General features: G+C 71.1%; 13 protein-coding genes. 9 read left to right on the top strand and 4 right to left on the bottom strand.

What is annotated here, in order from left to right:
- The first annotated feature begins 94 nt into the window (after nt 1-94).
- From AC1ROY_RS12805 to AC1ROY_RS12795, 3 genes are all read left to right on the top strand, one after another.
- A complete protein-coding gene (locus AC1ROY_RS12805) occupies nt 95-1,039 on the top strand; it encodes a LysR family transcriptional regulator (protein WP_493149210.1) in 945 nt (314 codons plus the stop codon).
- 93 nt (nt 1,040-1,132) lie between these two features.
- Nucleotides 1,133-2,302, top strand: coding sequence for an acyl-CoA dehydrogenase family protein (locus AC1ROY_RS12800; RefSeq protein WP_493149209.1), 1,170 nt, complete (start codon nt 1,133-1,135; stop codon nt 2,300-2,302).
- Nucleotides 2,303-2,406: 104 nt separating this feature from the next.
- Nucleotides 2,407-3,279 carry a DUF305 domain-containing protein gene (locus AC1ROY_RS12795; protein ID WP_493149208.1) on the top strand — a complete coding sequence of 291 codons (873 nt, stop codon included), beginning with the start codon at nt 2,407-2,409 and terminating at the stop codon, nt 3,277-3,279.
- 6 nt (nt 3,280-3,285) lie between these two features.
- Here the strand turns inward: AC1ROY_RS12795 and AC1ROY_RS12790 are convergent, their stop codons facing one another.
- Nucleotides 3,286-3,627 (bottom strand): Rid family hydrolase, encoded by a 342-nt coding sequence (locus AC1ROY_RS12790; protein ID WP_493149207.1) that lies wholly within the window; start codon nt 3,625-3,627, stop codon nt 3,286-3,288.
- A 95-nt stretch (nt 3,628-3,722) separates the two neighbouring features.
- On the opposite strand from AC1ROY_RS12790, the gene AC1ROY_RS12785 reads away from it, so the two are divergent.
- The 5 genes from AC1ROY_RS12785 to AC1ROY_RS12765 all read left to right on the top strand — a co-directional run bounded on the left by AC1ROY_RS12785 (nt 3,723) and on the right by AC1ROY_RS12765 (nt 8,741).
- The gene (locus AC1ROY_RS12785; protein ID WP_493149206.1) at nt 3,723-4,700 is read left to right on the top strand and encodes a Bug family tripartite tricarboxylate transporter substrate binding protein; all 978 of its coding nucleotides are present in this window, start codon (nt 3,723-3,725) and stop codon (nt 4,698-4,700) included.
- Complete coding sequence (locus tag AC1ROY_RS12780; RefSeq protein WP_493149205.1) at nt 4,700-5,107, top strand: hypothetical protein; 408 nt, start codon at nt 4,700-4,702, stop codon at nt 5,105-5,107. The genes AC1ROY_RS12785 and AC1ROY_RS12780 overlap by 1 nt, the downstream gene beginning before the upstream one ends.
- A gap of 63 nt (nt 5,108-5,170) precedes the next feature.
- Nucleotides 5,171-6,310: a CaiB/BaiF CoA transferase family protein gene (locus AC1ROY_RS12775; protein WP_493149204.1), complete on the top strand. Its 1,140-nt coding sequence runs from the start codon at nt 5,171-5,173 to the stop codon at nt 6,308-6,310.
- An 80-nt stretch (nt 6,311-6,390) separates the two neighbouring features.
- On the top strand, nt 6,391-7,371 hold the full coding sequence (locus tag AC1ROY_RS12770) for a Bug family tripartite tricarboxylate transporter substrate binding protein (RefSeq protein WP_493149203.1): 981 nt from the start codon (nt 6,391-6,393) through the stop codon (nt 7,369-7,371).
- The gene (locus tag AC1ROY_RS12765; RefSeq protein ID WP_493149202.1) at nt 7,368-8,741 is read left to right on the top strand and encodes an MmgE/PrpD family protein; all 1,374 of its coding nucleotides are present in this window, start codon (nt 7,368-7,370) and stop codon (nt 8,739-8,741) included. Before AC1ROY_RS12770 ends, AC1ROY_RS12765 begins: the two co-directional genes overlap by 4 nt.
- 2 nt (nt 8,742-8,743) lie before the next feature.
- Here the strand turns inward: AC1ROY_RS12765 and AC1ROY_RS12760 are convergent, their stop codons facing one another.
- Genes AC1ROY_RS12760 through AC1ROY_RS12750 form a run of 3 tightly spaced genes read right to left on the bottom strand, consistent with a single transcriptional unit; the run spans nt 8,744 to nt 11,223 of the window.
- A complete protein-coding gene (locus AC1ROY_RS12760; protein ID WP_493149201.1) occupies nt 8,744-9,409 on the bottom strand; it encodes an extensin-like domain-containing protein in 666 nt (221 codons plus the stop codon).
- Nucleotide 9,410: 1 nt separating this feature from the next.
- The gene (locus AC1ROY_RS12755) at nt 9,411-10,256 is read right to left on the bottom strand and encodes a GGDEF domain-containing protein (protein WP_493149200.1); all 846 of its coding nucleotides are present in this window, start codon (nt 10,254-10,256) and stop codon (nt 9,411-9,413) included.
- A 7-nt stretch (nt 10,257-10,263) separates the two neighbouring features.
- Nucleotides 10,264-11,223 carry a Bug family tripartite tricarboxylate transporter substrate binding protein gene (locus tag AC1ROY_RS12750; RefSeq protein ID WP_493149199.1) on the bottom strand — a complete coding sequence of 320 codons (960 nt, stop codon included), beginning with the start codon at nt 11,221-11,223 and terminating at the stop codon, nt 10,264-10,266.
- A gap of 24 nt (nt 11,224-11,247) precedes the next feature.
- Here AC1ROY_RS12750 and pdxY point away from each other — a divergent pair, with 24 nt between their 5' ends.
- On the top strand, nt 11,248-12,159 hold the full coding sequence (gene pdxY, locus AC1ROY_RS12745; protein WP_493149198.1) for a pyridoxal kinase PdxY: 912 nt from the start codon (nt 11,248-11,250) through the stop codon (nt 12,157-12,159).
- The last annotated feature ends 81 nt before the right edge of the window (nt 12,160-12,240 follow it).

Below are 12,240 nucleotides of genomic sequence, written 5' to 3'. Positions count from 1 at the left end.
CCGAGCCGGCCTGTCCAGCGACGCCGCCGTGTCGGACGACCCTTGCCGGAATCGGAATATTGATCGATTGCCCATGCCGGAATTATATCAATCCATGGATCTCCGGCAGCTCAACACCTTCCTCCAGGTCGCGGAGCTCGGCAGCCTCAGCAAGGCGTCGGACCGGCTGCGCATCGCCCAGCCGGCGCTGAGCCGGCAGATCCGCCTGCTGGAGGAGGAGCTGAAGCTGCCCCTCTTCGATCGGCACGGGCGCGGCATGGCGCTGACGGCGGCGGGCGAGCTGCTGCGCACTCGGGCGGGAAACATCCTGCGCCAGCTCGAGGAAACGCGGGCCGACCTGAGCCAGGAGGCCGCGGCGGTGCGCGGGCGCGTCGTCTTCGGCATGCCGCCCACGGTCGGCGACATCCTGGCGACCCGCCTCATCGAGCGCTTCCTGGCGCAATATCCCGAGGTCACGCTGCGCGCGGTCCCGGCCTTCAGCGGCTACCTGCTGGACTGGCTGCATTCGGGCGAGGTGGACATCGCCGTGGTCTATGGCACCGAGGCGCAGGCCAGCCTGCGCCTCTCGCCGCTGCTGGTGGAGAATCTCTGCTTCGTGACGCCGCCCGGCGCCTCGCCGGCGCCGAACCACGCCATCCCCTTCGCCGAGGTGGCACAGCAAAAGCTGGTCCTACCGGGACCGCAGCACGGGCTGCGCCGGCTCATCGAGCGGGAGGCCCGCGCGCATGGCATCGCGCTGCGGATCGCGGTGGAGGCCGATGCGCTGCAGGTGCTGAAGGGCCTCGTGCAGCGCGGGGTCGGCGCCACCATCCTGCCGCTTGCGCCGGTGCATGACGAGGTCACAGCCGGGTTGCTGGGCGCGGCACCGATCATCGAGCCGCATCTGTCGCGCAAGCTCGTCGTGGCGCAGCCGCTGGGCCGGCAGCCCTCCAATGCCGTGCGGCACTTCGAGCAGGCGCTGCGCCAGGAGGTCGCCGCCATGGTGCGCGAGGGCGTGTGGGACGGGCAATTGCTCGGCACTGATACAATTCTGGCATAGGTGTCTGGCCCGGATTGTATTTTGCGGGAAGGTTGGCCGGGAGCAGTGTCCCGCGCGACAATCGCCACGCCAGTGTCACGCAGAAGGTTCCCCATGGACGCCGTCACCAACCCGCTCCCGCATGCCGAGATCCGCGAGGAGGTGCGCAAGCTCTGCGCCCGCTTCCCCGGCGAGTACTGGCGCGAGCTCGATGCGCGGCGCGGCTATCCGACCGAGTTCGTGACGGCGCTGACCGAGGCGGGCTATCTTGGCGCGCTCATCCCCGAGGAGTTCGGCGGCGCGGGGCTCGGGCTCTCGGCGGCCTCGGCGATCCTGGAGACCATCCACGCGGAGGGCTGCAACGGCGCCGCCTGCCACGCGCAGATGTACATCATGGGCACGATCCTGAAGCACGGCTCGCCCGAGCAGAAGCAGCGCTACCTGCCGGGCATCGCCGAGGGCACGCTGCGCCTGCAGGCCTTCGGCGTGACGGAGCCCACCAGCGGCACGGACACCACCAGCCTGCGGACGACGGCGGTGAAGCAGGGCAACGACAAGTACATCGTGAACGGCCAGAAGATCTGGACCAGCCGCGCCGAGCACTCCGACCTCATGCTGCTGCTGGCCCGCACCACGCCGAAGGACCAGGTGGCGAAGAAGACCGAGGGCCTCTCGACCTTCATCGTGGACATGCGCACGGCGCTGGGGAACGGCCTCACCATCCGCCCGATCCGCACGATGATGAATCACAATTCCTGCGAGGTCTTCTTCGACAACATGGAGGTTCCCGCGGAGAACCTCGTGGGCGTCGAGGGCAAGGGCTTCCGCTACATCCTGGACGGCATGAACGCCGAGCGCCTGCTCATCGCCTCTGAGAGCATCGGCGACGCCAAGTGGTTCACCCACAAATCGGTGGCCTATGCGAAGGAGCGCGTGCTCTTCGGCCGGCCGATCGGCCAGAACCAGGGCGTGCAGTTCCCCATCGCCAAGGCCTATGCGCAGATGCGCGCCGCCGAGGCGCTGCTGCACAAGGGGCTCGAGAAGTTCGAGGCTGGTCTGCCCTGCGGCGAGGAGGCGAACACCTCCAAGATGCTCGCGGCCGACGCGGCCTGGGCGGCGGCCGAGGCCTGCGTGCAGACCCATGGCGGCTTCGGCTTCGCCGAGGAGTACGACGTGGAGCGCAAGTTCCGTGAGGCGCGGCTCTACCAGGTGGCGCCGATCAGCACGAACCTGATCCTCAGCTACCTCGGCGAGCACGTGCTGGGCATGCCGCGGAGCTACTGAAGAAGGTCCTTGACCTTCCCACAGGGTCAAGCCCCATCTCCATGAGCGGGAGCGCGACGGCGGCCAGCGCCGCGCGTTCCCGTCATGGGATGAGGATTGTCGCTATGCGCAGGAACAACCTTCTGGCGGTCACGCTGGCCGTCGCCATCGGCGCCACGCCCGCCTTCGCCGCCGTCGAGGAGGCCTACCAGCCCGGTGAGGCGGCCATCACCACCACCTGGTTCGCGCTCCGCTCCGATGCGGCACAGAAGGCGGACCGCGACTACGTCGCCGGCATGCTGCCGCACCATGTGGGCGCGCTCAGCATGAGCCGCGACTACCTCGCCGATCCCGGCCGCAGCAGCCCGCTGCTGCAGGCGCTGGCGCGCGCCATCGTCACCAACCAGAGCTTCGAGATCGGCGTGCTCGATGCGGTGGCGAAGAACCTCGACGCGGCGCCGATGCGGCTGCCCTTCGGCCTCACCCTGCAGCCCGTGGCAACGGAAGGACTCACGCAGTCGCAGCGGTTCTTCCGCGCGCCGGTCCCCTCGCCGGCCGGCTACGCACTCGGCCCCGTCAGCATCAGCGACGTGCTCTTCGCCAAGGCCATGGCGATCCACCACGAGGCGGCGGTGCAGATGGCGCAGGCCTATCACGCCAATCCCGAAGTGCGGAACGGCTTCCTCGGCCTGATGAACGTGGACATCGTGACGGACCAGACGCAGGAGATCGCGCTGATGAAGATGGTTGTCGACGCCTATCCGGGCGACGCCGGCGCCATCGTGCCGGATCCGTCGATGATCCACGGGATGGAGGGGATGAACCACGGCGCCCATGGCGGACGGGCCATGCCCGTCGCGGCACCTGCGGCCGAGCCGCCGCCCATCGCGCCGGCGCCCCTCCGTGCGCGGCCGCGCCGTCCGGCTCCGCCCGCCGCAAGCGCCCCGATGCCGATGCCGGCGGGCGACCCGGGCGGGCACGCCCACCACCATCACTGACGGAAGTCAGACGGAAGCGGTGCAGACGATCTCGATGAGGTCCTTGCCCTCGAGCGTCGCACCGATCACCGCGCGCATCGGGATGTTCGCCATGTCCACCCACTCGTCCCAGGCCTTGTTGAGCGCGGGCTTGGCGGACATGTCGGCGCAGTAGCAGATCGCCGTCAGGATCTTCGCCTTGGAGGTCCCGGCATCGACGAGGTTCCTGTCGATCGCGGCCAACGCGCCCTTGGCCTGGACGTACATGTCGCTCGCCTTGTCCGGCGAGGTCGCCACGGTGGTGACGATGCCGTTGTGGACGACGCCACGGCTGCGCGTGGCGATGGCGCCGGGGATGCGGGTGATCATGAAGAGCTTCCTCCTGGAAATGGCGGCGCAATCCTCCGCTTAACGTGGACGGCCAGCAATGCCATGATCACGAAAATCACCAAGAGGAACGCCCAATGTCCCGCATCGCAAGACGTGCCCTTCTCGCCACCGGAGCCGCGGGCCTCGCCGCGCCCGCAGTCGCGCAATCCTGGACGCCGAGCCGGAGCATCACGCTGCTCATCCCCTTCGCCGCCGGCGGCACGACCGACGCGATGGGCCGGCTCCTGGCGGGGCCGCTGGGCGCGCGGCTCGGGCAGTCCGTGGTGGTCGAGAACATGCCCGGCGGCTCCGGCCAGGTGGCCGCCGCCCGCGTCGCGCGCAGCGCGCCCGACGGGCATTTTCTCCTGGTCGGCCATATCGGCGTCTTCGCGCTGAACCCGAACCTCTTCAACCGGCTGACCTATGATCCCGTCGCGGATTTCCTGCCCGTCGGCCTCATCGGCACCAACCCGATGGTGCTGCTGGTCAGCCGGCAGTCGGGCATCACCAGCATCGCCGAGCTGCGTGACCGCGCCCGCAACGGCCGGCTCACCATCGGCAGCTCCGGCGTGGGCACCACGCTGCACATGGCGGGCGTGATGATGGTGCAGGCGCTGGGCGGCAAGGGCGACCTCATCCCCTATCGCGGCGGCGGTCCCGCCATCAACGACCTGCATGCCGGCGTGCTCGACGTGGTGGTGGACCAGGCGCTCACCTCCATCCCGGCCATGCAGGGCGGGGCCCGCGCGCTCGCCGTCACGGGCCCGCGCCGGCTGGCCGAGATCCCCAACGTGCCGACCACGGCCGAGGCGGGGATGCCGGGCCTCGACCTCTCGGTCTGGAACCTGCTGGCCGCGCCGAAGGGCACGCCGGCGCCGATCATCAACGCGCTCGCCGCAGCGCTGGACGGCGCGCTGGAGGACCCGCTGCTGCGCCAGCGCTTCGCCACCTATTCCGCCGTCGCGCCGCAGGGCGCCGAACGCGGTCCGGAAGCGGCGGCGAATCTCATCAGCACCGAGATCGAGCGCTGGGGGCTTCTCATCCGCGCGGCCGGCATCGAGCGCGAGGGCTGATGGCGGGGCTCCGCGCGAACCTCGCCGGCATCCACACGGTCCACGACTATCTCGCGCAGCACTGGCAGGGCGGCTTCACCCTTGGCTATGCCGTCTGGGTGAATGCCGGGCTGCTGGGCCTTCTCGCCGACCTGCTGTTCGCCGGTGTCGACCAGGGGGTGGAAGCGCTGAGCCTGTCCGGACATCGCGCGGCCGCCGCGGGCCTGCTCCTGCTGGGGCTGGCCGCCGATCTGCCGATCCTCGTCTGGCAGTTCGTCGGCGTGGCCCGGAGCGCCGCGGCGCATGAGGCGCGCGGCGGCAGGCGCATCTGGGCCTTCCTCACGCGCTGCCTGCTGGTGGTGCTCCTGATCGGCGTGCCCTTCCTGATCGCCGACGAGGTCTCGACGCTGCGCGGCCTGCTCCGTTGAAACCGCGCGCGGAACTGGTCCTGACATCTGGCCGCCGCCGCGGTTCCATCGGATAATCCCTGCATGAACAAGCCCCTCGCCAACAAGCCTTTGGCCGGCCTCCTCGTCGTCGCGATGGAGCAGGCCGTCGCCGCCCCCCTCTGCTCCATGAAGCTCGCCGATGCCGGCGCCCGCGTGATCAAGATCGAGCGCGCCGAGGGCGATTTCGCCCGCGGCTACGACGCCGCCTGCAAGGGCCTCTCGACCTATTTCGTCTGGCTGAACCGCGGCAAGGAAAGCCTTTGCCTCGACATCAAGTCCCCGGCGGACAAGGCGCTGCTGGCGAGCCTGCTGGCGAAGGCCGACGTCTTCATCCAGAACCTCGCGCCGGGCGCCATGGCGCGCGCCGGCTTCGGTGCGGCCGAGCTCCGGCAGAAGAATCCGCGCCTCATCACCGTCGACATCAGCGGCTATGGCGAGGACGGCGAATATGCCGGCATGAAGGCCTACGACCTGCTGGTCCAGGCCGAGAGCGGGCTGGCCTCGGTGACGGGCCGTCCGGAAGGCCCGGGCCGCGTCGGCGTCTCGGCCTGCGACATCGCCTGCGGCATGAACGCGCATGCCGCCGTGCTGGAGGCGCTGATCGAGCGCGGCATCACCGGCCGCGGTAAGGGCATCGGCGTCAGCCTCTTCGACGGCATGGCGGACTGGATGAACGTGCCGCTGCTCTACTTCGAGGGCACGGGCAAGGAGCCGCAGCGCATCGGCCTCGCGCATCCCTCGCTCTGCCCCTATGGCGCCTTCGAGACGAAGGACGGCGCGCTGATCCTCATCTCCATCCAGAACGAGCGCGAATGGGCGCTCTTCGCCGAGCATTTCCTGGACGACAAGGAGCTCATCACGCGCGAGGGATTCCGGCTCAACGTGCAGCGGGTCGCGAACCGGCCGATGGTGGACGCGCATATCGCCGGCGTCTTCGGCTCGCTCAGCCGCGAGGACTGCGTGGCGCGGCTCGGCCGGGCGAACACGGCCTACGGCTTCGTGAACGACGTGCACGGGCTGTCGAAGCACAAGGCGCTGCGGCGGATGGAGGTGCAGACGGAAAAGGGCCCGGTGTCCCTGGTCTGCCCGGCGCCGCGCTTCAGCGACGGTATCAGGGAATATGGGGCGGTGCCGGCGCTCGGTGCGCATACCGATGCGATCCGGGAGGAATTCGCGGCCTGAGGCCGCCGGCACGTCAACATTGTTGACAAGCTTCTCCTGCTAGCTTTCTCCTGTTGCCATCCATTGGCCGGAGACTGCGCTTGCAAGCTGCCCGCCTGCCCCGCCGCGCCGCCCTCCTCGCCGGGCTCGGCGCCCTGCCCGCCGCGGCGCAGACGTCCGGAGGCTGGCCGGACCGGCCCATCCGTCTCGTCGTTCCCTATACCGCGGGCGGGCAGACCGACGTCGCCGCGCGGATCGTGGCCGACGGGCTGGGCCAGCGGCTGCGCCAGCCCGTGGTGATCGAGAACCGGCCCGGCGCCAGCGGGCTCATCGCCTCCCAGGCGGTCGCGCGGGCGGTGCCGGACGGCTACACCTTCCTCGTCTGCACCGCCGGCACGCATGGCGGGCTCAATGCCGGCCTCTTCCCCGATCTCGGCTATGATCCGGAGCGCGACTTCACGCCCGTCGCCTATATCTGCGGCGCGCCGAGCATCTTCGTCATCCACGCCTCCGTCCCGGCGCGCACCCTGCCGGATTTCATCGCCTGGGCGCGCGCCCACCCGCAGGAGGCCGTCTTCGGGGCCGCCGGCACGGGCACCTCGGCCTATATGTCCATCATCCTGCTGCAGCAGCGCGCGGGCTTCGAAATGGAGTTCGTGCCCTACAACGGCAGCGGCCAGGTGACGACCGACCTCATCGCGGGCCGCATCGCGCTGCGCGCCGTGGGCCTGACCGAGGCGGCGCCGCTGCGCGACGTGCCGCAGCTGCGCCCCATCGCCATCACCGGCGCGCAGCGCAACGAGCGCTGGCCGGACCTGCCGGCCGTGGCCGAGACCCTGCCGGGCTTCGACGTCTCCAGCATGTCGGGCATCGTGGCGCCGGCGGGCGTGCCGGCGACGGTGATCGCGCGGTTCAACCGCGAGATCAACGCAGCCATCGCCACGCCCTCCGTTCAGCGCCCCTTCGCCGATCTCGGCGTGGAGCCCGCCCGGACCAGCCCCGAGGAGTTCCACACGCTCCTGCGGGCCGAACGAGCGAAATGGGCCGGCGTCTTCGCGGCCATGCGAAAGGACAGGCCATGAACGCGGCCGAGCTGATCGGAAGCTTCGTCCAGGAGTTTCCCACGGATGGGCTGGACGAGGCGGAGCACCGCCTCGTCGGCCGCACGCTCATCGACACGCTGGCGGGCGCCCTGGCCGCCGCGAAGGAGCCCGTCACGCGCCGCGCCGTCGAATACGCGGCGGGCCGCGCCGGCGGCCGCCTCGCCACCGTCTGGACCGGCACCGGGCTCCGCGTGCAGGAGGAGGACGCGGCCTGGGCCAACGGCGTGATCGGCCATGTGCTCGACTTCGACGACGTGACGCCGCCCATGCGCGGCCATCCCAGCGTCGCGATCTGGCCCGCGCTGCTCGCCTGCGCCGAGGCCGAGGGGCTGCCGCTCGCGCGGACCTACGCCGCCTATGCCGTCGGGCTGGAGGTCATCTGCCGCATCGGCCGCGCGGCGACGACCTCCATGTACGGCAAGGGCTGGCACACCACCTCGACGATGGGCGCCATCGGCGCCACCGCCGCCTGCTGCCACCTGCTCGGCCTCGATGCCTCGGCCACGGCGGGCGCGCTCGGGCTGGCCGTCGCGCAGCTCGGCGGCACACGGGAGAATTTCGGTACGCAGGCGAAGTCCTTCCAGGCCGGGCATGGGGCGCAGGTGGGGCTGCGCTCGGCGCGGCTTGCGGCGCTGGGCTTCACCGGCTCGTCGACGGCGCTCGACGGGCGCGAGGGCTGGACCGCGCAGCACGGCGCGGGCGAGGCGCTGGTGCCGCATCTGCAGGGCCTGGGCGAGCGGCCGCTGGAGCTGCTGCGCTCCGGCCTCGACGTGAAGAAGTACCCGATGTGCTATGCGGCCCATCGTTCGGTAGACCTCGTGCTCGGCCTGCGTGCAGCGCATGGGCTGACGCTGGCGGATGTGGACCGCGTCACCGTGCGCGTCAGCGGCGGCGGGCTGCAGCCCTTGATCCACCACGCGCCGAAGACCGGCCTGGATGGGAAATTCTCGCTGGAATACGCGATGGCGGCCGCGCTGCTCGACGGCGGCGCCGGCTTCGGCAGCTTCACCGACGCGGCGGTGATGCGGCCCGAGGCCCAGGCCTTCCTCTCGCGCGTGACGCCGGAGGAGGAAGGGCCGCTGCTCCCGCGCTGGTCCGAAGTGATCCTGCACCTGAAGGACGGGCGCGTGCTGCGCGACCGTACGGAGGTCCTGCGCGGCAGCGCCATGACGCCCCTCGCGGACGACGAGCTGCTCGGGAAATTCGCGGATTGCTGCGCCCAGGGCGGGCTGCGCGCGGAGGCTGCCGCGCTTCCGGCCCTCTTCCTGCAGCGCAACGCCCTCCCGGCGGCCGAGGCGCTGCGCCGTGCGATCGGCCTCTCCGCGGACGAGATGCGCCCCGCCGCCTGAATTCAGCGGCAGATCCGCGCGCGGCCCATGTCCAGATGGAAGTGGTCGCTGTGCGCCGCATTATACTCGGGCCCGAGCACCGCGCCGAACCAGCGGCAGGCGCCGTCGCGCCATCCGCGCAGCAGCGCGTTCTCGCTCTCCCAGTGCCGGGCCAGCCGCAGCTCCCGCCCGTCGCGCATCCGGAAGCCCGCGACGTCGAGCGCATTGGCCGTGGCGTGCTCGCTGAGGCGGCCGTGGCGCGCGCGGTTCACGTTGCGGCAGGACTGCGAGCCCAGATGCGTGACGCCCGCGACGCCCGCGGGCTGCAGCGTGTTCCGCTCGTACAGGACCCAGGCCGCGGCGAGCCGGCAGGTCACCACCGGCGTGGCGGGCGACATCCGCAATTCGCTCGGCAGCCGCATGGCGTTCTCGAGCCCGCAGCCGACCTCGGAGGGGCGGTCCGGCACGCGCGTCACGGCGATGGCAGAGGCCTCGAAGGCCGCGAAGCATGCCTCCGGACTCATCCGCACCCAGCGCAGCTTCAGCCCCGTCATGGCATTGGGCGCCGCCCTCAGGTCGAGCGGCGCGCGCGGATCCCATTCGGGCGGCAGCCAGCGCAGGCCGAGCCAGGCCAGGGCCGCGACCCCGAGCAGGATCCCGAGCCCCAGCACAGGCGCGGGCACGCGCATGTCAGGGCGCCGCGGCCAGGGATTCCGCGATGAGGGCGCGGTTCCGGCCGGCCGCCTTGGCCGCATAGAGCGCGCCGTCGGCCCGCTGCGTCGCGGCCTCGAGCGCGGCCATATCGCTTCCCTCGACCTGCGCGAGGCCGGCCGAGATGGTCAGGCTCCGCTCCGGCGCCCCCGGATGCGGGACGCCCCGGCGGATGGCCTCGCGCAGCCGCTCCACGAGCGGCAGCGCCGCCCCGGGGTCCACGCCCGGCAGGACCATGGCGAACTCCTCGCCGCCGACCCGCCCCAGCACGTCCTGCGACCGCATCGCCGGGCGGGTGGCCCGGGCCACGCCACGCAGCACCTCGTCGCCCGCCGCATGGCCCCAGCCGTCGTTGACCGACTTGAAATGGTCGATGTCGAGCAGCGCCACGACCGCTGGCCGGCCCGCGGCCCGGCTGGCCGCAAGCGAGGCCAGGGCCATCGCCCCGAAGCCCGCGCGGTTCGGCAGGCCGGTCAGCGGGTCGTGCTCGGCCGCGGCGGCGAGCTGGCGCTCCAGCTCGTCGCGCAGGCGGAAGATCCGGACCAGCATCAGGAAGAACACGGGGAGCAGGAGGTCCGCCCCCAGCCAGAACCAGTCGAGCGGGCGGACCGGCTGGCCCTGATGAAACACGGCCTCGACGAAGCCGGCGACGATCTCCATGACGCCGAGCCCCGCCATCAGCAGGGCGCCCAGGGCGGCGCGCCGCCGGCGCTCCGGCCTGTCGTGGTAGCTCCGCGACTGGAGCCAGGAGAGCCGCGCGGCATGGAGGCACAGCAACCCGATGACGAGACTGACCAGCAGGAAAACGTAGTCTTGGAGGAGCATGCAGGGATTATTCCACGCGGATGTTCCCGGCGCGAATCACCTGGCCCCAGCTCGCGATCTCCGCCTGCAGGAACTCGCGGAACTGCGCGGGGGCGAGGTCCATCGGCACGCCGCCCTGGTCGAGGATGCGCGCGCGCTCGCGGTTGCCGGTGGCGAAGCGGCGCCCCTCCGCGCTCAGCCGCGCGACGATGGCGGCCGGCGTGCCGGCCGGCGCCACGAGGCCCGACCAAGTCTGCGTCACGTAGCCGTTCACGCCCTGCTCCGCGATGGTCGGCACCTCGGGCCAGGAGGGCAGTCGCTCGCGCGTCGAGATGCCGAGCGCCTTCAGCCGCCCCTCGCGCACATGCGGGCCGGCGGAGGCGGCGTTGTCGAAGAGCAGGTCGCAATGGCCGGCGATGGTGTCGATCAGCGCGGGGCCCGAGCCGCGATGCGGGATATGCGTCATCTCGACGTTCATCGCGCGCGCGAACATCTCCGCCGAGAGATGCGAGGGCGAGGCGACGCCGATCGAGCAGTAGTTGAGCTGACCCGGCCGGGTCCGCGCCCAGGCCACGAATTCCGCGACATTGGAGGGCGGCCGGCTGGTCGGCATCACCATCAGCAGCGGCGTGATGAAGGGCAGCAGGATGTGCTCGAAGCTGCGGATCGGGTCGTAGGGCGCCTGCAGCATCTGCGGCAGGATGGTGAGCGGTCCGCTGCCCAGCATGCCCAGCGTGTAGCCGTCGGGCGGCGCGCGCGAGACGAGCTCGGTGCCCAGCATGCCGGAAGCGCCGGAGCGGCTCTCCACCACGAAGGCGCCGCCGAAGACCTCCTGGTAATGCGCCGAGAGCAGGCGGGCGATCACCTCGGTGCCGCCGCCCGGCGGGAAGGGCACGATCATGCGCACGGGACGGTCGGGCCAGGTCTGCGCGGCGGCAAGTCCGGGCGCGAGCAGCAGCAGGGCAGCCGCCAGCATTCTGCGGAACATCGTTATAACCTCCTGGACGTTCCGGTGAGCGTGACACCGCGCGGCGGGGTGGCGCAAGGCGCCATCGGCGCCCATTCTGGACCCGCGATGAACATCCTCTCGATTCAGTCCTGGGTCGCCTACGGGCATGTCGGCAACGCCTCGGCGATGTTTCCGCTCCAGCGGCTCGGCGCCGAGGTCTGGGCGATCAACACCGTGCAGTTCAGCAACCACACGGGCTACGGCGCCTGGCGCGGCCAGGTCTTCGGCGCGCAGCTCGTGCGCGACTGCGTCCAGGGCATCGCCGAGCGCGGCGTGCTGCCGCGCTGCGACGCGGTGCTCACGGGCTACATGGGCGACGCGGAGATCGGCGAGGCGATCCTCGACGCGGTGTCGCAGGTGAAGGCGGCGAACCCGAAGGCGCTCTGGTGCTGCGACCCGGTGCTGGGCGACGACGACCGCGGCATCTACGTGCGCCCCGGCATCCCGGAATTCTTCCGCGACCGCGCGCTGCCGCTCGCCGACATCGCGACGCCCAACCGCTTCGAGCTGGAGTTCCTGACGGGAATCAAGGTCGCGACGCTGGAGGATGCGAAGGCGGCGGTGACGGCGCTGCAGGCGCTCGGCCCCCGCTGCGTGCTGTTGACGAGCCTCGCCTTGCCCGACATGCCCGCCGGCAGCATCGGCATGCTGGCCGCCGAGGGCGGGAAGTTCTTCCGCGTGACGACGCCGGAGCTGCCCATCTCCATCAACGGCGCGGGCGACGCCATCGCGGCGCTGTTCCTCTTCCACCGGCTGCAATCCGGTGACGCGGCGACCGCCCTCTCGAAGGCCTGCTCCTCCATCTTCGGGCTGCTGCGGCGGACCGCCGAGGCGAAGTCGCGGGAGATCCTCACCGTCCAGGCGCAGGACGAGTTCGTGACGCCGTCAAGATTCTTCGAGGCCAAGAACTGCTGACCTCCAGGCGCCGCATTCCCCGTTCCTTCAAGAGCATAAGGGCGTTTCCGATTTTCACCCTTCCTGCCAAAGTGCCTCTTT

The organism is Roseococcus sp. GW821-FHT12F05, from assembly GCF_058806835.1.
The sequence above is the reverse complement of the archived record's forward strand: the minus strand, read 5'-3'. Positions and strand labels throughout refer to the sequence as shown.

Coding starts and splice junctions, on each gene's coding strand:
- AC1ROY_RS12805 (WP_493149210.1), top strand. CDS start 95: ATGGATCTCCGGCAGCTCAACACCTTCCTCCAGGTCGCGGAGCTCGGC.
- AC1ROY_RS12800 (WP_493149209.1), top strand. CDS start 1,133: ATGGACGCCGTCACCAACCCGCTCCCGCATGCCGAGATCCGCGAGGAG.
- AC1ROY_RS12795 (WP_493149208.1), top strand. CDS start 2,407: ATGCGCAGGAACAACCTTCTGGCGGTCACGCTGGCCGTCGCCATCGGC.
- AC1ROY_RS12790 (WP_493149207.1), bottom strand. CDS start 3,627: ATGATCACCCGCATCCCCGGCGCCATCGCCACGCGCAGCCGTGGCGTC.
- AC1ROY_RS12785 (WP_493149206.1), top strand. CDS start 3,723: ATGTCCCGCATCGCAAGACGTGCCCTTCTCGCCACCGGAGCCGCGGGC.
- AC1ROY_RS12780 (WP_493149205.1), top strand. CDS start 4,700: ATGGCGGGGCTCCGCGCGAACCTCGCCGGCATCCACACGGTCCACGAC.
- AC1ROY_RS12775 (WP_493149204.1), top strand. CDS start 5,171: ATGAACAAGCCCCTCGCCAACAAGCCTTTGGCCGGCCTCCTCGTCGTC.
- AC1ROY_RS12765 (WP_493149202.1), top strand. CDS start 7,368: ATGAACGCGGCCGAGCTGATCGGAAGCTTCGTCCAGGAGTTTCCCACG.
- AC1ROY_RS12760 (WP_493149201.1), bottom strand. CDS start 9,409: ATGCGCGTGCCCGCGCCTGTGCTGGGGCTCGGGATCCTGCTCGGGGTC.
- AC1ROY_RS12755 (WP_493149200.1), bottom strand. CDS start 10,256: ATGCTCCTCCAAGACTACGTTTTCCTGCTGGTCAGTCTCGTCATCGGG.
- AC1ROY_RS12750 (WP_493149199.1), bottom strand. CDS start 11,223: ATGTTCCGCAGAATGCTGGCGGCTGCCCTGCTGCTGCTCGCGCCCGGA.